Genomic DNA, 18,049 nt, shown 5'->3' with positions numbered 1-18,049 from the left:
GCGCACACCGCCGAGCCGGGCCGGGCACGACTGCTCGTTCCCCAGCTCGGCGCGGCTAGCTCGCCGTCCCACCTCGTGAATGACCATCACCGCCCAAGCTACCTCGGTGCTCGGCGCGGCGGCACACGAATTTCCCGTCGCCCCGCACGGGCACCCCGCCCTACGGTGGCGGCGTGTACGTCTATGTGGGGCCTGCCGAACTGCTCGAACAAGCGGGAAGGCCGGGCGAACCCGTCAGGTCGCCTGCGGACCTGGAAGGCCGTCCGCAGGACGAGCCGTTCACCTATGTCGTCGCCCTTGACGGCACGCTGCGCATAGCGCCGCGCCGCAGCGAACACGTCGCCTGCGCCGGGGGAGAAGCCGTTCTGGCCGCAGGCGAAATCACCTTCCAGGGGGCGGCCGTCACCGAGGTCAGCAACCAGTCCACCGGATACTGCCCGGGAGAAGAATGCTGGCCGGCGGTCGCCGATGCGCTTGATCGCGCCGGGCTGCAAAGGCCGGACGGCTTCACGACCACATTCGTCTTTCGGCATTGCCCCGACTGCGCCGAACTCAACGTCGTGAAAGACGAGTACTACGTCTGCGTCTTCTGCGACGCGGACCTCATGACGTCTTAACGGGCTCCTCCGCGCGGGCCCGGGTGTCGTAGTCGGCGCGCGCGGCGTCGATGTCGCTCAGATGGCTCTCCGCCCAGGCGACGAGGGTGTTGGCCGCGTCCATCAATGTCGCGCCCATGGGTGTGAGCGAGTACTCCACGCGGGGCGGCACGACGGGGTACACGGTCCGCGTGACGATGCCGTCGCGTTCCAGGCCGCGCAGCGTCACGGTGAGCATCCGCTGGCTGATGCCGTCGATCTCGCGCTTCAACTCGGTGAACCGCTTGGTGCGCTCGCCGAGCAGCGCGATCACCAGCAGCGACCACTTGTCGCCGACCCGGTCGAGGATCTCGCGGGCCCGGCATCCCGCCGGCGTGTGCTCCATGGTTATCTCCAGGTGACCAGGGCAGAAAAAAGTGCCTTCTTGTGCCGACCCCGGGGGTCTCCGCACGATGGAGGTGGTTACCGATCGGAACCGCCTTACCATTCATAACCCAAGGAGACACCATGACGGCCGAGCTTGTCGAGGTCCCCGGTTACGTCGCTGGGACCTGGACCATCGACCCCCTCCACTCCGACATCGGCTTCACGATCCGGCACCTGATGGTCAGCAAGGTCCGCGGCCGGTTCGGGACCGTCGAGGGGACGATCGTGACCGGCGACGACCCCCTCGACTCGTCCGTGACGGCGACCATCGACCTCGCCTCGATCGACACCGGCATCGCCAAGCGCGACGAGCACGTCAGGTCCGCCGACTACCTGGACGTCGCGACGTACCCCACGATGAGCTACCGGTCCACCGGCCTGCGTCCCGACGGCGGCGACTTCGTCCTGGACGGCGAGCTGACGCTGCGGGGCCTGACCAGGCCCGTCCCGCTGAAGCTGGAGATCGGCGGGTTCGGCCCCGACCCGTTCCGGGAGGACGACCCGTTCAAGGGCGCCCGCGCCGGGTTCACCGCGACGGGCGAGATCAGCCGGCTGGAGTTCGGGGTCGGCGACACCACCAAGGTCCCGGGCGGCGGCGGGCTCGGGTTGGGGGAGAAGGTCCAGATCGTCCTGGAGATCCAGGCGGCACTCCGCACCGACTGACCGCCCGGCCGCGGCCTGCGCGGGTTCACGGGCCGCCCGCGCGGGCTCGGGGTCAGCGTTCCGCGAGCAGCCGGGGGAGCGCCTCCAGCGTCGTGATGCGCGGGAGGGTCAGTTCCTCTGGGGCGGGAGCATCGGAGCGGTCGAGCCAGATGCCCGCCAGGCCCGCCGCCGCGGCCCCCTGGGCGTCGGTGACGAGCAGGTCGCCGACGTAGGCGGCCCCGTCCGGCGGCACGCCGAGGCCCGCACAGGCCGTCCGGAAGATCCCGGCGTCCGGCTTGGCGGAGCCCGCCTCGCTGGACGCCACGACGTACGGCAGGACGTCCGCCAGGCCGATCGCGTCGATCTTCCTGCGCTGCTGGACGGCGTCCCCGTTCGTGATCACCCCGAGCCGCAGGCCGCGCGCCGCCAGGGCGTCCAGGACGCGCCGCGCCTCGGGGAACGGACGCCACGCCGCCTCGTACAGCGCCACGTACCGGGCGAGCCACGCATCGGCGCGGGCCTCGTCCCACTCGCCGAGCCCGAGCTCGGGGGCGAGCCGGAGGATCCGGTCGCGGCGCTGGGCGGTGAAGTCCAGCTCGCCCGCCAGGTACCGGTCGACGGCCTCCTCGGTCAGCTCGTACCAGCGCCGGACGAGCCACGCCTCGTCCACGTCCGGGAACAGCCGGACGACCGCCTCGCCCGCGGCCGCCTCGTGGTCGAGCAGCGTCCCGTCGAGGTCGAACAGCACCGCGGTGATCATCGTGCGCCCTCCGCCGGGCCGGACCGGTGCGCTTCGGCGAGGACGCGGGCGGCCTCCAGAACGGCCGCGCGGCGGCGCGCCAGGGCGGCGGCCTCGTCGTCCTCGTCCAGGATCAGCCGCCGCAGCTGCGGGACGGCGAAGCTCCAGGCGATGAGGCCGAAGACGGTGAACATCAGGTCCCGGACCTCCGGCGACCCGCCGCCCGGCTCCGCGGGACCTCCGTTGGCGCCGGCGAAGCGGTCGGCCTTGCGCCGGAACGCCTCGCGCCGCTCGTCCTCGCCCTGGACCGGGCCCGGCGTCTCCAGGGCCTCCCAGAGCAGCAGCCTGATCAGCTCCGGATGCTCCCGGTACCAGTCGAAGAGCCGGCCCACGGATTCGGTCAGGCGGGCGGGATCGATCTCGGTCGTCTTCCCGATCTCCTCCATCGCGGCCCGCACCACGGCGCCGAACAGCTTCTCCTTGCCGCCGAAGTACAGGTAGATGGCCTGCTTGTTGGCCCGCGCCTCGGTGGCGATGCGCTCGATCCGGGCGCCCGCGAGCCCGCGCGCGGCGAACTCGGCGGTGGCGGCCTCGAAGATCCGCCGGCGGGTCGCCTCGGCGTCGTAGCTCATGCCGAAATTAAACCATCCGGTTGACTTTTCGCCGGCCGCGGGTCCAATGTAAAACAACCAGATGGTTTATTTAGGAGGACTCATGGCCGCCACCGCCGCACCCGCACCCGTCCCCGTCCGCTCACCGCTCCCGTGGAGCCTCGCCGGACGGACGGCGGTGATCCTCGGCGGCAGCTCGGGCATCGGCCTGGCCGCCGCCGAGCTCCTCGCCTCGGTCGGCGCGCGCGTCCTGCTCGTCGGCCGCGACAAGGACCGGCTGGACTCCGCCCTCGCCCGCGTGTCCGCCGCCGCTCCCCGCCCCGAGACGGCACCCGCCCAGCGCGACGCGGCAGCCGTCCGCCCTGGCGTCGGTGCTCACTCCGACGTGCCAGCCGCGTTCCCCGGCGCGGCCGAGACCCAGGCCGATGTGCGTGCGATGTCCGCCGACGTCACCGACGGCGATGCGATGAAGGAGGTCTTCGAGCGCGCCGGCTCCGTTGACCACGTCCTGATGACGGCCGGCTACCCCTCCGGGATCGGCCCCGTCACCGAGCTCGCCCCGGACGCCGCGCGCACCGCCGTCGCGGCCCCGGTTGAGGCGGTCCTCGGCATTGTGCGAATTGCCGTCCCGCGCATGGAACCCGGCGGCTCGTTCACGCTCACCTCGGGCGTCCTCGTGGCGCGTCCGCGGCCGGGGATGGCGGCGCCGGTCTCGGCGGCCGGGGCCGTCGAGACGCTCGCCCGCGCGCTGGCCGTCGAGCTGGCGCCGGTCCGCGTCCGGGCCAACGCGATCCGGTACGGCGCCATCGACACGCCCCTGCTGCGCAGCCGCGGAGCGGCCGGCGCGGAGGGCGACGCGGCGATCGCCGAGGCGGGCGCCGGCACCCCGCTCGGACGGTTCGGGACGGCCGAGGAGGCCGCCTCCGCCGCCCTGTTCCTGATGGCCAACCCCTACATGAGCGGCGAGGTCCTCACGGTGGACGGCGCCCAGTCCCTCGCCTGAAACCACCCCGGGGGAGAAAAGGGGCGGGCCCCTGACCGGCGTCCGTTGGGTCAGGGGCCCGATGTCTCGGCCGTCTGAGGGGCTGGGAGTACCCCTTCTGCGAACAGCTCGGCCGAGACGGCTCTGCGGTCGGCTCAGCCGAGTCCGCCGCGCATGGCGCTGATCAGCTCGCCGTTCGCGGTGTCACCGGTGAGCTCCCAGAAGAAGGCGCCGCCGAGGCCCTGGTCCTTGGCGAAGGCCATCTTCCCGCGGATGGTGGACGGGGTGTCGTAGCTCCACCACTCGCTGCCGCACTTGGCGTAGGCGGTGCCGGCGACGGTGCCGGTGGCGGGGCACTTGCCCTTGAGGACCTTGTAGTCCTCGATGCCGGCCTCGTAGGTGCCGGGCGCGGGCCCGGTCGCGGTGCCGCCCGGCTCGGACTGGGTGACGCCCGTCCAGCCGCGGCCGTAGAAGCCGATGCCGAGCAGCAGCTTGTTCGCCGGGATCCCCATCCCCTTGAGCTTGGCGATGGTGTCGGTCGAGTTGAACCCGGCGTGCGGGATGCCCGGGTAGGACGTGAGCGGCGAGTGCGGCGCCGTCGGCCCCTGCTTGTCCCAGGCGCCGAAGTAGTCGTACGTCATCGGGTTGTACCAGTCGACGTACTGGGCGGCGCCCGCGTAGTCGGTCACGTCCATCTTGCCGCCGTCGCTGGCGTCGGCGGTGATCGCGGCCGTCACGAGGTTGCCCGACCCGAACTTGGCGCGCAGCGCCGACATCAGCTTCCGGAACGCGTCCGGCCCGCTGCTGTCGCAGGACAGGCCGCAGGCGTTCGGGTACTCCCAGTCGATGTCGATGCCGTCGAACACGTCCGCCCAGCGCGGGTCCTCGACCAGGTTGTAGCAGGACTCGGCGAATGCGGCCGGGTTCTGCGCGGCCTGGCCGAAGCCGCCGGACCAGGTCCAGCCGCCGAACGACCACAGCACCTTCAGGTCCGGGTGCAGCTTCTTCAGCTTGCGCAGCTGGTTGAAGTTGCCGCGCAGCGGCTGGTCCCAGGTGTCGGCGACGCCGTCGACGCTCTGGTCGGCGGTGTAGGCCTTGTCGTAGTCGGCGTAGGCGTCGCCGACCGCGCACTTGCCGCCGGTGACGTTGCCGAACGCGTAGTTGATGTGCGTCAGCTTGTCGGCGGACCCGCTCGTCTCGATGTTCTTGACGTGGTAGTTGCGCTGGTAGACGCCCCAGTCGACGAAGTAGCCGACGACCTTGTCACCGCCGCCGGGGTTGCCGCCGCCGCTCTCGTCGGTGGTGACCGACACGGAGGCCGACGCGGGGGAGGTGTTCCCGGCGGCGTCCTTGGCCTTGACGGTGAAGCTGTAGGCGGTCTGGGGCGACAGCCCGCCGATGCTGGCGCTGGTTCCGGTCGTCGACGCGGCCTTGGTGCCGCCGTTGTAGACGTCGTAGCCGGTGACGCCGACGTTGTCGGTCGACGCGTTCCAGGCCAGCGTCACGCTCGTGGCGGTCTTGCCGGTGGACCGGAGCCCGGACGGGGCCGTGGGAGCCTGCGTGTCGTCGCCGGGGGTGCCCGAGCCGTCGCAGGACGCGCCGTTGATCGTGCAGTTCGTGAACCAGCCGGAGCCGCTTCCGCCGAACCCGAAGCTGGTGCTGGCGCCGGCCGCGATCGTCCCGTTCCAGCCCGCGTTCGTGAAGGTGTAGTGGTTCCCTGAGACGGTCTTCGTCGCGTTCCACACGTTCCCGACGGACGTTCCGGACGGCATGTCCGCCTCGAGCTTCCAGCCGTTGACGGCCGTCCCGGTCCCGTTGGTGATGGTGCAGGTGCCGTCGAAGCCGGTGCCCCAGTCGGAGCCCTTCTTACAGGTCGCGGTGACGGTCCCCGCCGACGACGCCGGGGGCGCCGTGAGCAGGGCGGTGGCCACCGCCAGTGTCGCTGCGCCGGCGAGCGCGATGGCCCGCCGTCCGCCCGGTCTTGACATGATTCTCCGTTCGTTCGGCCCCCGAGCAAACAGGAATCCCCGCTCAATTCTTAGGAAAGTTTCCTAAGAATTGGGAGGATGGTAACCGGGCGGCACGGCGCGTTCAAGGGCCTGCGGCGAGACCGCGGCCGGCGCCTCGGGTGGTCTAAGCGACTGCCTGCACCCGTACGGTCACCGGCCGGGCGAGAAAGTTGCGGGCCGGCGGTTCAGGCCGTCCCGAACCAGCCGGGCATGTCGAGGCGCCAGAGGTCGGCGGGCGTCATGCGGCGCAGGTCGTCCTCCAGGGCCCGGACGCGGTCGGCGCCCAGCGCGCCGACCCAGTCGTCCCGGATCCGGTCGAAGATCTCCGCGGACCGGACGAGCGAGTCCGCCCCGCGCGCGGTCAGCCGGACGATCTTGCGCCGGGCGTCCCGGGGGTCGGCGCCGCGCTCGACGTAGCCGGCCCGCTCCAGCGACTCGACCATCTTGCCCGCGGCCTGCTTGGACACCCCGAGCCGGCGGCCCAGCTCCACGGCCGTCGTGCCGTCCGGGCCGATGGCCTGGAAGACGAACCCGTGCATGGGGCGCAGTTCGGGATGGCCCTCGCGCGCCAGTTCGGCGTGCAGCTCGTCGACGATCACGCGGAAGGCCAGGAACAGGCGCAGCGGGAGTTCGAAGCCGGGCGCGTCCGGGCGTCCGCCGTCACTTGACATGAAAGACAACCTCATTGACTATATGGACAACCACATTGTCCAACTTAGGGGATCGGGGCTCATGACGCTCATCCGCACCGCCGAACGCCGCCGCACCGAGACGCCGAACGGCGCGATGACCACGCTCGCGACGCCCACCCAGGGCGGCACCGAGGGCATCGCCGTCTGGCACGTCGACATGCTGCCCGGCTCGACCGGCCCGCTGCACGCGTTCGACACCGAGCAGGTGTGGACGTTCCTCGACGGCGCCGCGACCATCGACCTGGACGGACGCACGCTGGAGGCGGGCGGCGGCGACACCGTCGTCCTCCCGGCCGACGTGCGGCGCCAGATCACGTCCGGCGGCACCGGGTTCACCGCGGTCGTCGCCGCCCACGCCGGCTGCCTCGTCTACGACCCCGACCAGGTCGTGGACGACACCAAGTGCGCGATCGCACCCCAGGGCGACGAGCGGCTCGTCCCGCCGTGGGCGAAGTGACCCGGGTGACATGACCCGCGCGGTGACATGACCCGGCAGTGACATGACCGCGCGGTGACATGACGGGGCGGTGGGTCAGGCGCCGAGGTAGGCGAGCACGGCCAGCACCCGCCGGTTGTCGTCCTCGGACGGCGGCAGCCCGAGCTTGCCGAAGATGCTGTTGGTGTGCTTGCTGATCGCCTTCTCGGTGACGAACAGCTTCCCGGCGATGGCCGCGTTCGAGCGGCCCTCCGCCATCAGCCCGAGCACCTCGCGCTCGCGGGGCGTCAGCCGCTGCAGCGGCTCCTCGCGGGCGTGCCGGGTGAGCAGCTGGGACACCACGTCCGGGTCGAGCGCGGTGCCGCCGTCCGCGACCCGGCGCACCGCCTCGACGAAGACCTTCACGTCGGACACGCGGTCCTTCAGCAGGTAGCCGATGCCGCCCCGGCTGTCGGACAGCAGCTCCCGCGCGTACAGCTGCTCCACATGCTGCGACAGCACCAGCACCGGCAGGCCGGGGATCTCCTTGCGGGCCTCCAGCGCGGCCTTCAGCCCCTCGTCGGTGAACGTCGGCGGCAGCCGGACGTCCACCACCGCGACGTCCGGCCGGTGCGCGGTCAGGGCCCGCAGCAGCGACGGCCCGTTGTCCACCGCCTCGACGACCTCGAAGCCGAACGCGCCGAGCAGGCGTATCAGCCCGTCCCGGAGGAGGGCGAGATCTTCGGCGATGACAACGCGCACGGCAGCTCCATGGTCACGACGGTCGGCCCGCCGGGCGGGCTCGTCACCGCCATCGTCCCGTCGAAGGCCGCCAGCCTGCGCTCGATGCCGCGCATCCCGCCGCCCGCGCCGGGGTCGGCGCCGCCCGTCCCGTCGTCCCCGACGATCATAAGCAGGCGGCCGGCCGAGTGCTCGATCTGGATCCAGGCCCGCCGCGCGGCCGAGTGCTTGACGACGTTGGCGAGCATCTCCGCGACCGCGAAGTACGCCGCCGACTCGACCGGGGCGTCCGCGCGGCCCGGCAGCTCGATGCGGACGTCCACCGGCAGCGGCAGGGTCAGCGCGAGCGCCCGCACGGCCCCGTCCAGGCCGCGCTCGGCCAGCACCGGCGGGTGGATGCCGCGCACCAGGTCGCGCAGCTCCGTCAGCGCCGTCCCGCTGGCCTCGCGCGCCTCCGCGAGGAGCTGCTGCGCGGCCTCCGGGTCGTGCTTCATCATCTCCTCGGCGAGCCCGATGTTCATGCTCAGCGCGACCAGCCGGGCCTGCGCGCCGTCGTGCAGGTCCCGCTCGATGCGGCGCAGCTCGGCCGCCGACGCGTCCACCGTGTCCGACCGGGTCTCGGTGAGCTGCTGCACCCGCGCGGCCAGCGCGGACCGCGTCGGCGCGAGCAGCGACCGGCCGAACAGCGCGTGCGCCCTCAGCAGCGCTCCGCCGCCCGGCAGCGAGAGCACCAGCAGCACGGCGCCGCCGACGGCCGTCCCCGCGAACCCGACCGCGCCGAAGTCGCCGATCATCCAGAACGGGCCCCAGCCGTAGTCCGCCAGCAGCGCGACCCACCACGCCACGAGGACGCCCTCCAGCCCGTACACGGTCAGGCCGCCGGCCAGCACCCCGAAGACGAGCGCGACCGGGACGTTCAGCAGCGACCACAGCAGGTCCCGCCATGTGGCCGGGTCACCGAGCACCCACGTCAAGCGCCCGATCGGACCGGACGCCCCGGCCGGTTCCGGCCGGTACGGCTCCGGGATCGGCACGCCGTGCCAGTCCGCGGCCAGGGTCCGCTGCAGGTTCGCCACCGCGCGGATCGCCAGCAGCACCGGCGGCGCCAGCACGATGCCCACGCCCAGCGGGATGAAGGCGATCGACAGCACCGCGAGGATGAACAGCGGAAGGTTCACCGCGAAGGCCAGGACGATCTGCGCCACGGAGCGCAGGACGTTGAGCAGCGTTCCGCGCGCGAGCCCGCCCAGCCGGCCGATGGGGCGATTCCTGCCGTTCACCCGTCCTCCAAGGTGTCCCGATGTCACGGGGAGGCCGCCGCGGCGGCCTCCCCGCCTCCATTGTGTCGCCGGGCACCTCCTCGGCCCAGTGGAGCTAAGCCCCCGAAGGGGGCGGATCATGGGGGAGTTAGCCCTACCCTCTGGCGGAGTGAGCGGGACGGCCGGCCTCCGACCGGTCCGTCATTCGAGCGGTGACAAGACAACCGGCCCCGTTCCCTGGACAATGCACAGGCGACACCCAGGGGAGAAAGCGAATCCAAGCTGTGACAGCGACCATCAGCCAGACGTCCGCCGGCCAGAACGGGCCGTCCACGCCGTCCATCACCCAGCGCATCGCCGAGGAGATCGGCGTCCGCGAGGGGCAGGTGCAGGTCGCGGTCGACCTGCTCGACGGCGGGGCGACCGTCCCGTTCATCGCCCGCTACCGCAAGGAGGCGACCGGAACGCTCGACGACGCGCAGCTCCGCGCGCTGGAGGAGCGGCTGCGCTACCTGCGCGAGCTGGACGAGCGCCGCGCCGCGATCCTGGAGTCGGTCGAGTCGCAGGGCAAGCTCACCGACGAGCTGCGCGCCCAGATCATGACGGCCGACTCCAAGGCCCGGCTGGAGGACATCTACCTCCCGTACAAGCCGAAGCGGCGCACCAAGGCGCAGATCGCCCGCGAGGCCGGCCTCGAACCGCTCGCCGGGCTGCTGCTGGACGACCCGTCCCGCGACCCGCAGGCCGAGGCCGCCGCCTACGTCGACGCCGAGAAGGGCGTCGCGGACGCGGCCGCCGCGCTGGAGGGCGCCCGCGCCATCCTCGTCGAGCGGTTCGCCGAGGACGCCGACCTCATCGGCTCGCTGCGCGAGCGCATGTGGAACCGGGGCCGGATGGTCTCCCGCGTCCGTGAGGGCAAGGAGGAGAGCGGCGCCAAGTTCTCCGACTACTTCGAGTTCGCCGAGCCGTTCGCGAAGCTGCCCTCGCACCGCGTCCTCGCGCTGTTCCGCGGCGAGAAGGAGGAGGTCCTCGACCTCGACCTCGAGCCCGAGGAGGCCGACGACTCCGCCGCGCGCAGCTCCTACGAGGCGGAGATCGCGCGCCGGTTCCAGATCGCCGACCAGGGGCGTCCGGCCGACAAGTGGCTGTCGGACGCCGTCCGCTGGGCCTGGCGCACCCGGATCCTCGTCCACCTCGGCATCGACCTGCGCACCCGGCTGCGGCAGGAGGCCGAGGACGAGGCGGTCCGCGTGTTCGCCGCGAACCTGCGCGACCTGCTGCTCGCCGCGCCCGCCGGCACCCGCGCGACGATGGGCCTCGACCCGGGCCTGCGCACCGGCGTGAAGGTCGCCGTCGTGGACGCCACCGGCAAGGTCGTCGCGACCGACACGATCTACCCGCACGAGCCGCGCCGCCAGTGGGACCAGTCGATCGAGACGCTCGCCGAGCTCGCCCGCGAGCACAAGGTCGACCTCGTCTCCATCGGGAACGGCACGGCGTCCCGGGAGACCGACAAGCTCGCCGCCGACCTGATCGCCCGGCACCCGGACCTCAAGCTCACCAAGATCATGGTGTCGGAGGCGGGCGCGTCGGTGTACTCGGCGTCGGAGTACGCCGGCCGCGAGCTGCCCGGCATGGACGTCTCGCTGCGCGGCGCCGTCTCCATCGCCCGCCGCCTCCAGGACCCGCTCGCCGAGCTGGTCAAGATCGACCCCAAGTCGATCGGCGTCGGCCAGTACCAGCACGACATCTCCGAGGTGAAGCTGTCGCGCTCCCTGGACGCCGTCGTCGAGGACTGCGTGAACGCCGTCGGGGTGGACGTCAACACCGCGTCCGCGCCGCTGCTCACCCGCGTGTCCGGTATCGGCGAGGGGCTCGCGGAGAACATCGTCGCGCACCGCGACGCCAACGGGCCGTTCCGCAGCCGCACCGGGCTGAAGGACGTCCCGCGGCTCGGCCCCAAGGCGTTCGAGCAGTGCGCCGGCTTCCTGCGCATCCCCGGCGGCGACGACCCGCTGGACGCCTCCAGCGTGCATCCGGAGTCCTACCCGGTCGTCCGCCGGATCCTGGACGCCGCCGGCGACGACATCAAGGGCCTCATCGGCAACACGGCGGTGCTGCGCTCGCTGAAGCCCGCCGAGTTCGTCGACGAGACCTTCGGCCTGCCGACGGTCACCGACATCCTCGCCGAGCTGGAGAAGCCGGGCCGCGACCCGCGCCCGGCGTTCAAGACGGCGACGTTCAAGGAGGGCGTCGACAAGATCGCCGACCTCGAACCGGGGATGCTGCTGGAGGGCGTCGTCACCAACGTCGCCGCGTTCGGCGCGTTCGTGGACGTCGGCGTCCACCAGGACGGGCTGGTGCACATCTCCGCCATGTCCGACAAGTTCGTTGAAGACCCGCGGGACGTCGCCAAGCCCGGCGACATCGTCCGCGTGAAAGTGCTGGACGTCGACCTGCAGCGCAAGCGCATCTCGCTCACGCTCCGCCTGGACGACGAGCCCGGCGGCGGCAAGGCCGGCGGCGGCAGGCAGGGCGGCGGCAGGCGCGGCGAGCAGCGCGACGGCCAGAACCGCGGCGGCCAGAACCGGGCCGGGCAGGGACAGGGGCAGGGACGCGGCCAGAACCAGCGCGGCGGCGGCCGTGGCGGCCAGCCCGGTGGTGGGCAGGCCCGCGGTGGCCAGGCCCGCGGTGGTCAGCCCCGGGGTGGTCAGCCCCGGGGTGGTCAGCCGCGCGGCGGGCAGGGAGGCGGCGGCGCGATGGCCGACGCCCTCCGCCGGGCCGGCCTGGACAAGGGCCTCCCCGGCAACGACCGCAACGACCGCAAGGGGCGCTGAGACGCGGCGAGCCCCGGCCTCACCGAGGGGCCGGGGCTCGCGGCGGCGATGCTCGGAAGGGGCTCACTCGCCGAAGCCGCGCCAGCGTCCGTCCGCCCCCGTCTCGGTGGGGTTCTGCGGACGGACGGGACGGCGCGGCGGCGCCGGCTCCGCCTGCGGGCGGCCGTCCTCGTCCGGACGGTTGTAGGGGCCCTGGCCCAGCGGGTCCTGCGCGTAAGGGGAGGGGACCGGCGCCCCGTAGACGTGCCCGAGCTGCGGCCCGCCGAGCACGGGGCCGCCGATCGACCGGCCGCCGAACGGGTCGTGCGCGGCGTCCTCGCGGGACGGCTCCCGCGGCTCCTCCTCGACCGGCCGGTGCCGGGGGAACTGCAGGACGGCGACCGCGCCCAGCGCCAGCGCGCCGAGCCGCATCGCCGAGTGCGCCGCGTCCTGCGGCCACGGCTCCCCGTACAGGAACGTGCCCATGGTCAGCAGGTAGGACTTCGCGGCCACCGTCATGACGGTCGCGACGATCGACACCCGGCAGCGCTGGAACGCCGCCACCATGATCCCGAACCCGATGCCGGCCGCGACCACGGTCAGGTACGGCCACGGCGTCGCGAGGATCAGCGGGCCGGTGGCGTGCGGGTCGTCGCTCCACCCCTTGATCGCCAGCTCGGCGGTGCCGACCGGGAAGCCGGCGCTGAGCCCGTAGGCGATGCCGGTGACGGGCCGGGCGTGCCGGCCGTCCGGCCGGTAGTCGCCGAGGACCAGGATCAGCACCGGCACCGCGACCGCCGGCGCCACCACGACCGCGATCTTCCACAGCGGCGCGTCCGCCGAGCCGATCGGCTCGTCCCCGCTGAGCGAGGCGGTCAGCAGCAGGATCGCCCCGCCGATCAGCACCAGGCTCAGCCACTCGCGCGCGGTGAGCCGCTCGCCGAAGAACACCAGCGCGATCAGCAGCAGCGGCACCACGCCGGACATGAAGATCGGCACGGCCTGGGACAGCGGCAGGTTCCGCAGCGCGAGGATCTGCAGGCTGAGCCCGCCGAGCACGATCCCGAGCGCGATCAGGAAGACCCAGTTGCTGATGATCGCCCAGATCATGTGCAGGATGCGGTTGCCCCGCACAGGGGGCATCCGGTCCGCCGCCAGCTTGAAGACGGCGAACCCGAGGTAGTAGAGACCGGTCGCACTGAAGGCCGCAGCTATCCCGTTCATCCCGGACGAGTATGGGCCTTCCGGTCACTTCTGTCACTGCCCGTGCGGCACCGTTGACGCGGATTTCGCGGTACTTGCGGGCGTCCGATGTCCGCAGCCGGGGCCGCGACCCCATAGACTTGGCGCGCGAAGGCGCGGAGTCGAGTTTCGGCGTGCCCGCGCCGCCGCCGGTGAGCACGCGTCGAACGCCGCGGCCGAGACAGCGCCCGATCAAGGAGACCAACCCCAGTGAAGACCGATGTCGAGGAGCTGACCCCAACCCGGGTCAAGCTCACCGTCGAGGTTCCGTTCGACGAGCTCAAGCCGAACCTCGACAAGGCGTACAAGGAGATCTCGCAGCAGGTGCGGATCAAGGGCTTCCGGCCCGGCAAGGTCCCCGCCCCGCTGATCGACAAGTACGTCGGCCGGGGTGCGGTCCTGCAGGAGGCCGTCAACGACGCCCTGCCCGAGCTGTACGGCCGCGCCGTCGAGGAGTCCGAGATCTTCGTGCTCGGGCAGCCCGACGTCGAGGTGACCGAGCTCGACGACGGCACCCAGTTCGCGTTCACCGCCGAGGTCGACATCCGGCCGAAGTTCGAGGTGCCCGACTACGACGGCCTCGAGGTCGTCGTCGACGACGCCGAGGTCACCGACGAGCAGGTCGACGAGACGATCGGCAACCTGCGCGAGCGGTTCGCGTCGCTGACCAACGCCGAGCGGGCCGCCGAGGAGGGCGACTTCGCCTCCATCGACCTCGTCGCGAAGATCGACGGCGAGCAGGTCGAGGACGCCTCCACCACCGGCTACTCCTACGAGGTCGGCAGCAAGTCCTCCATCGAGGGCCTGGACGAGGCGATCACCGGCCTCGCCGCCGGCGAGGAGAAGACGTTCACCAGCACCCTGGCCGGCGGCGAGCACGCCGGCGAGGAGGCGGAGATCACCGTCACCGTGCAGAGCGTCAAGGTCAAGAACCTGCCCGACCTGGACGACGAGTTCGCCCAGCTCGCCAGCGAGTTCGACACCATCGACGAGCTGCGCGAGGACGTCCGCACCCGGCTCGGCCGGCAGGTGAAGCTGCAGCAGCTGTCCGAGGCGCGCGACAAGGCCCTCGAGGCGCTGCTGGAGAAGGTCGACATCCCGCTCCCCGAGAAGGTCGTGGAAGAGGAGATCGGCCGCCGCAACCAGCAGCTGGAGCAGCAGCTGCAGATGGCCGGCATGACCAAGGAGGACTACCTCAAGGAAGAGGAGAAGTCCGCCGAGGAGTTCGACACCGAGGTCGCCGACGCGGCCCGGCTCGCGGTCAAGGGCGGGTTCGTCCTCGACCAGCTCGCCGTCCAGGAGGAGCTGGGCGTCGAGAACGAGGAGCTCAGCGAGTACGTCGTCACGCAGGCCATGCAGATGGGCGTGCAGCCGCAGCAGCTCGCCGAGTACCTGACGCAGAACAACCAGCTTCCGGCGATCGTCTCGGAGGTGCTGCGCAGCAAGGCGCTGAACCTCGTCGTCGAGCACGTCACCGTCAAGGACGAGTCCGGCAACGAGATCGACGTCGAGGCCGTCCAGCGCGAGCTGAACGGTGAGACCGTCCAGGCCGAAGGCGCCGAAGGCGGCGAGACCGCCGAGGACGCGGCCGGCGCCGCCGAGTCGGAGGAGACCCCCGCGGAGACGGCTGAGGCCGCCGCTGAGGAGGCCCCGGCCGCCGACGCGAAGGACGAGCAGGACACCAAGGACAAGGACGCCTAGGCGTCTCCAGCGCGTCCGACGCGACGCCCCGCGCCCGCACCCCGGGCGCGGGGCGTCGCGCTATGCGCACCGCCGCACCGCGCCGCCGCACTGTGCCCGCGCCGCACCGTGCGGGTGGGGCTTCCCACGCGCACACCGCGTATGAGGGGGGCGAGTCGGGGGATGAGGGGGACGACCCCGGTGCGTGTCCCGTTGGCGAAGATCGTCCGGTACGCGGGCGGGGTCCCGCGCCGCGCGGGTACGCCCCTGGCGAAAAGGCGGCCCCCCGGGCTTAAGCGGGCCCGGTGGCGCGTTAATGTCCAATCATCCGAACCGATTAAAAGGACCGGAGGAACACCCGGTGAGCATGCCTCCGACTTTCGACGAGTCGTCGCGGATCCAGGCGCGGGTCGCCGAGGCGCCCCTGCTGCCTCTGGGCGACCAGCTGTTCCAGCGGCTGCTGCGCGAGCGCATCGTCTTCCTCGGCCAGCAGGTCGACGACGACATCGCCAACCGCATCTGCGCCGAACTGCTGCTGCTGTCCGCCGAGGACGGCCGCCGCGACATCACGCTCTACATCAACTCGCCAGGTGGCTCCGTCACCGCCGGCATGGCGATCTACGACATCATGCAGTACGTCCCGAACGACATCGTCACGGTGGGCATGGGCCTCGCCGCGTCGATGGGCCAGTTCCTGCTGTGCGCGGGCACCCGGGGCAAGCGCTACGCCCTGCCGCACGCCCGGATCATGATGCACCAGCCGTCCGGCGGCATCGGCGGCACGGCCTCCGACATCAAGATCCAGGCCGAGCAGATGCTGTACGTGAAGAAGACGCTCGCCGAGAAGATCGCCGAGCACACGGGTCAGGCGCTCGACCAGATCGAGCGCGACTCCGACCGCGACCGCTGGTTCACCGCCGACGAGGCCAAGGACTACGGGTTCGTCGACCACGTGGTGCTCAGTGCCACCCAGGTGCCTTCCGAGGGCACCGTCTCCTGACGACCTGAACACTTATCGGAGGCACACATGAGCGACCTGATCCGCCCCGGTTTCACCGATATGGTCCGGCCGGGCGCCGGCCCGATGCCGGTCGACAACCGCTACATCATTCCGTCGTTCGTCGAGCGCACCACGTACGGGGTCAAGGAGATGAACCCGTACAACAAGCTGTTCGAGGAGCGCATCATCTTCCTCGGCGTGCAGATCGACGACGCGTCCGCCAACGACGTCATGGCCCAGCTGATCACGCTGGAGTCCATCGACCCGGACCGCGACATCAGCATCTACATCAACTCGCCGGGCGGCTCGTTCACCGCCATGACGGCGATCTACGACACGATGCAGTTCGTCAAGCCCGACATCCAGACCGTCTGCATCGGCCAGGCCGCCTCGGCCGCCGCCGTGCTGCTCGCGGCCGGGACGCCGGGCAAGCGGGCCGCCCTGCCCAACTCGCGGATACTGATCCACCAGCCCGCGACCGAGGGCACCTACGGGCAGTCCAGCGACATCGAGATCCAGGCGCGCGAGATCATGCGGATCCGCGAGCTGCTGGAGAGCATCCTGGCCGAGCACAGCGGCCGGAGCATCGACGAGGTGCGCCGCGACATCGAGCGCGACAAGATCCTCACCGCCGACGAGGCGAAGGACTACGGGCTCATCGACGACGTCTTCGCCAGCAGGAAGCGGAAAGCCGAGGTAGTGTCGTCCTGAGACGGCACAAGGACGCGGGAGGTCCCCGAGCCCGGGCGCCACACTTCCGGGCGAGGGGCTTTCCAAGTCCGTCGGAGGCGGTAACGTCGAGCACAACGTCGAGAGCCTTCGGGACGCAACCGAGCTGCGCCGCATCCTCCAGGGCGGGCGGCCCCACGAAAAGGAGACAGTTGGGTGGCACGCATCGGCGACGGTGGTGATCTGCTCAAGTGCTCGTTCTGCGGGAAGAGCCAGAAGCAGGTCAAGAAGCTCATCGCGGGTCCGGGCGTGTACATCTGCGACGAGTGCATCGATCTCTGCAACGAGATCATCGAGGAGGAGCTCTCCGAGACCTCCGACCTCAAGTGGGACAACCTGCCCAAGCCGCGGGAGATCTACGAGTTCCTCGACTCCTACGTCATCGGGCAGGAGACGGCGAAGAAGGCACTGTCCGTCGCCGTCTACAACCACTACAAGCGGATCCAGTCGGGCGACACCGGCCGGGACGACCCGGTCGAGATCGGCAAGTCGAACATACTGCTGCTCGGCCCCACCGGATCCGGTAAGACGCTGCTCGCGCAGACGCTCGCCAAACTCCTCAACGTCCCGTTCGCCATCGCGGACGCCACGGCGCTGACGGAGGCCGGATACGTCGGGGAGGACGTCGAGAACATCCTCCTCAAACTGATCCAGGCGGCCGACTACGACGTCAAGAAGGCCGAGACCGGGATCATCTACATCGACGAGGTCGACAAGGTCGCCCGCAAGAGCGAGAACCCCTCGATCACCCGCGACGTCTCGGGCGAGGGCGTCCAGCAGGCGCTGCTGAAGATCCTGGAGGGCACCACCGCGAGCGTCCCGCCGCAGGGCGGCCGCAAGCACCCGCACCAGGAGTTCATCCAGATCGACACCACGAACGTGCTGTTCATCTGCGGCGGCGCGTTCGCCGGGCTGGAGAAGATCGTCGAGTCCCGGGTCGGCAAGCAGGGCATGGGCTTCGGCGCGCAGATCCGCTCCAAGTCCGACTTCGAGGAGTCGTCGGCCGTGCTCGGCGACGTGATGCCCGAGGACCTGCTGAAGTTCGGGATGATCCCCGAGTTCATCGGCCGGCTCCCGGTGATCACCTCCGTGCACAACCTCGACCGCGAGGCGCTGATCAACATCCTCACCGAGCCGAAGAACGCGCTGGTGCGCCAGTACCACCGCCTCTTCGAACTCGACGGGGTCGACCTGGAGTTCACCGACGACGCCCTGGAGGCGATCGCCGACCAGGCCATCCTGCGCGGCACCGGCGCCCGCGGCCTGCGCGCCATCATGGAGGAGGTCCTCCTCTCCGTGATGTACGAGGTCCCGAGCCGCCAGGACGTCGCCCGCGTCGTGATCACCCGCGAGGCCGTCCTGGAGCACGTCAACCCGACCCTCGTCCCCCGCGACCGCCCCAAGCGGGAGCCGCGCGAGAAGAGCGCCTGACCCGAGAGAAAGCCCCGGCCGCGTCGGCCGGGGCTTTCT

17 protein-coding genes are annotated in these 18,049 nt (G+C 71.4%); 9 read left to right on the top strand and 8 right to left on the bottom strand.

Going from position 1 to position 18,049, the window contains the following annotated elements:
- The first annotated feature begins 173 nt into the window (after nt 1–173).
- On the top strand, nt 174–617 hold the full coding sequence (locus tag ABFX46_RS37420) for a hypothetical protein (protein ID WP_346048735.1): 444 nt from the start codon (nt 174–176) through the stop codon (nt 615–617).
- On the opposite strand, the gene ABFX46_RS37415 is transcribed toward ABFX46_RS37420, so the two are convergent.
- Complete coding sequence (locus ABFX46_RS37415) at nt 604–981, bottom strand: winged helix-turn-helix transcriptional regulator (protein WP_346048734.1); 378 nt, start codon at nt 979–981, stop codon at nt 604–606. The genes ABFX46_RS37420 and ABFX46_RS37415 overlap by 14 nt on opposite strands.
- A gap of 122 nt (nt 982–1,103) precedes the next feature.
- Between ABFX46_RS37415 and ABFX46_RS37410 the strand changes: the two genes are divergently transcribed.
- Nucleotides 1,104–1,685: a YceI family protein gene (locus ABFX46_RS37410; protein WP_346048733.1), complete on the top strand. Its 582-nt coding sequence runs from the start codon at nt 1,104–1,106 to the stop codon at nt 1,683–1,685.
- A 52-nt stretch (nt 1,686–1,737) separates the two neighbouring features.
- On the opposite strand, the gene ABFX46_RS37405 is transcribed toward ABFX46_RS37410, so the two are convergent.
- Both ABFX46_RS37405 and ABFX46_RS37400 read right to left on the bottom strand, forming a co-directional pair.
- On the bottom strand, nt 1,738–2,424 hold the full coding sequence (locus tag ABFX46_RS37405) for an HAD family hydrolase (protein ID WP_346048732.1): 687 nt from the start codon (nt 2,422–2,424) through the stop codon (nt 1,738–1,740).
- On the bottom strand, nt 2,421–3,035 hold the full coding sequence (locus ABFX46_RS37400) for a TetR/AcrR family transcriptional regulator (protein ID WP_346048731.1): 615 nt from the start codon (nt 3,033–3,035) through the stop codon (nt 2,421–2,423). Before ABFX46_RS37400 ends, ABFX46_RS37405 begins: the two co-directional genes overlap by 4 nt.
- Before the next feature lie 82 nt (nt 3,036–3,117).
- Here ABFX46_RS37400 and ABFX46_RS37395 point away from each other — a divergent pair, with 82 nt between their 5' ends.
- On the top strand, nt 3,118–4,017 hold the full coding sequence (locus ABFX46_RS37395; protein WP_346048730.1) for an SDR family NAD(P)-dependent oxidoreductase: 900 nt from the start codon (nt 3,118–3,120) through the stop codon (nt 4,015–4,017).
- A 134-nt stretch (nt 4,018–4,151) separates the two neighbouring features.
- Here the strand turns inward: ABFX46_RS37395 and ABFX46_RS37390 are convergent, their stop codons facing one another.
- Both ABFX46_RS37390 and ABFX46_RS37385 read right to left on the bottom strand, forming a co-directional pair.
- Nucleotides 4,152–5,984, bottom strand: a complete 1,833-nt coding sequence (locus tag ABFX46_RS37390) for a glycosyl hydrolase family 18 protein (protein ID WP_346048729.1) — start codon at nt 5,982–5,984, stop codon at nt 4,152–4,154.
- A 206-nt stretch (nt 5,985–6,190) separates the two neighbouring features.
- Entirely contained in the window at nt 6,191–6,676 is a 486-nt protein-coding gene (locus ABFX46_RS37385; RefSeq protein WP_346048728.1) for a MarR family winged helix-turn-helix transcriptional regulator, read from the bottom strand.
- A 61-nt stretch (nt 6,677–6,737) separates the two neighbouring features.
- On the opposite strand from ABFX46_RS37385, the gene ABFX46_RS37380 reads away from it, so the two are divergent.
- Nucleotides 6,738–7,154 carry a cupin domain-containing protein gene (locus tag ABFX46_RS37380; protein WP_346048727.1) on the top strand — a complete coding sequence of 139 codons (417 nt, stop codon included), beginning with the start codon at nt 6,738–6,740 and terminating at the stop codon, nt 7,152–7,154.
- A gap of 75 nt (nt 7,155–7,229) precedes the next feature.
- Here the strand turns inward: ABFX46_RS37380 and ABFX46_RS37375 are convergent, their stop codons facing one another.
- Together ABFX46_RS37375 and ABFX46_RS37370 are read right to left on the bottom strand one after the other, a co-directional pair.
- Complete coding sequence (locus ABFX46_RS37375) at nt 7,230–7,874, bottom strand: LuxR C-terminal-related transcriptional regulator (protein ID WP_131939927.1); 645 nt, start codon at nt 7,872–7,874, stop codon at nt 7,230–7,232.
- A complete protein-coding gene (locus tag ABFX46_RS37370; RefSeq protein WP_346048726.1) occupies nt 7,826–9,133 on the bottom strand; it encodes a sensor histidine kinase in 1,308 nt (435 codons plus the stop codon). The genes ABFX46_RS37375 and ABFX46_RS37370 overlap by 49 nt, the downstream gene beginning before the upstream one ends.
- Before the next feature lie 263 nt (nt 9,134–9,396).
- On the opposite strand from ABFX46_RS37370, the gene ABFX46_RS37365 reads away from it, so the two are divergent.
- Nucleotides 9,397–11,949, top strand: a complete 2,553-nt coding sequence (locus tag ABFX46_RS37365) for a Tex family protein (protein ID WP_346048725.1) — start codon at nt 9,397–9,399, stop codon at nt 11,947–11,949.
- 63 nt (nt 11,950–12,012) lie between these two features.
- Here the strand turns inward: ABFX46_RS37365 and ABFX46_RS37360 are convergent, their stop codons facing one another.
- Entirely contained in the window at nt 12,013–13,152 is a 1,140-nt protein-coding gene (locus tag ABFX46_RS37360) for a hypothetical protein (protein ID WP_346048724.1), read from the bottom strand.
- Between the two features lie 228 nt (nt 13,153–13,380).
- On the opposite strand from ABFX46_RS37360, the gene tig reads away from it, so the two are divergent.
- The 4 genes from tig to clpX all read left to right on the top strand — a co-directional run bounded on the left by tig (nt 13,381) and on the right by clpX (nt 18,010).
- Nucleotides 13,381–14,871 (top strand): trigger factor, encoded by a 1,491-nt coding sequence (gene tig, locus ABFX46_RS37355; protein WP_346048723.1) that lies wholly within the window; start codon nt 13,381–13,383, stop codon nt 14,869–14,871.
- 346 nt (nt 14,872–15,217) lie between these two features.
- The gene (locus tag ABFX46_RS37350) at nt 15,218–15,850 is read left to right on the top strand and encodes a ClpP family protease (protein ID WP_067641026.1); all 633 of its coding nucleotides are present in this window, start codon (nt 15,218–15,220) and stop codon (nt 15,848–15,850) included.
- A 27-nt stretch (nt 15,851–15,877) separates the two neighbouring features.
- Nucleotides 15,878–16,561 (top strand): ATP-dependent Clp protease proteolytic subunit, encoded by a 684-nt coding sequence (locus ABFX46_RS37345; RefSeq protein WP_428831355.1) that lies wholly within the window; start codon nt 15,878–15,880, stop codon nt 16,559–16,561.
- A 174-nt stretch (nt 16,562–16,735) separates the two neighbouring features.
- Nucleotides 16,736–18,010, top strand: a complete 1,275-nt coding sequence (gene clpX, locus ABFX46_RS37340) for an ATP-dependent Clp protease ATP-binding subunit ClpX (protein ID WP_089329243.1) — start codon at nt 16,736–16,738, stop codon at nt 18,008–18,010.
- Nucleotides 18,011–18,049: the final 39 nt, after the last annotated feature.

It is taken from the genome of Actinomadura chokoriensis (assembly GCF_039529475.1).
GTDB classification, from domain to species: domain Bacteria; phylum Actinomycetota; class Actinomycetes; order Streptosporangiales; family Streptosporangiaceae; genus Spirillospora; species Spirillospora bangladeshensis.
The sequence above is the reverse complement of the archived record's forward strand: the minus strand, read 5'-3'. Positions and strand labels throughout refer to the sequence as shown.

Bases quoted from the DNA above. Each gene is read 5' to 3' on its own strand.
- ABFX46_RS37415 (WP_346048734.1), bottom strand. From the start codon at position 981: ATGGAGCACACGCCGGCGGGATGCCGGGCCCGCGAGATCCTCGACCGG.
- ABFX46_RS37410 (WP_346048733.1), top strand. From the start codon at position 1,104: ATGACGGCCGAGCTTGTCGAGGTCCCCGGTTACGTCGCTGGGACCTGG.
- ABFX46_RS37405 (WP_346048732.1), bottom strand. From the start codon at position 2,424: ATGATCACCGCGGTGCTGTTCGACCTCGACGGGACGCTGCTCGACCAC.
- ABFX46_RS37400 (WP_346048731.1), bottom strand. From the start codon at position 3,035: ATGAGCTACGACGCCGAGGCGACCCGCCGGCGGATCTTCGAGGCCGCC.
- ABFX46_RS37395 (WP_346048730.1), top strand. From the start codon at position 3,118: ATGGCCGCCACCGCCGCACCCGCACCCGTCCCCGTCCGCTCACCGCTC.
- ABFX46_RS37390 (WP_346048729.1), bottom strand. From the start codon at position 5,984: ATGTCAAGACCGGGCGGACGGCGGGCCATCGCGCTCGCCGGCGCAGCG.
- ABFX46_RS37385 (WP_346048728.1), bottom strand. From the start codon at position 6,676: ATGTCAAGTGACGGCGGACGCCCGGACGCGCCCGGCTTCGAACTCCCG.
- ABFX46_RS37380 (WP_346048727.1), top strand. From the start codon at position 6,738: ATGACGCTCATCCGCACCGCCGAACGCCGCCGCACCGAGACGCCGAAC.
- ABFX46_RS37360 (WP_346048724.1), bottom strand. From the start codon at position 13,152: ATGAACGGGATAGCTGCGGCCTTCAGTGCGACCGGTCTCTACTACCTC.
- ABFX46_RS37350 (WP_067641026.1), top strand. From the start codon at position 15,218: ATGCCTCCGACTTTCGACGAGTCGTCGCGGATCCAGGCGCGGGTCGCC.
- ABFX46_RS37345 (WP_428831355.1), top strand. From the start codon at position 15,878: ATGAGCGACCTGATCCGCCCCGGTTTCACCGATATGGTCCGGCCGGGC.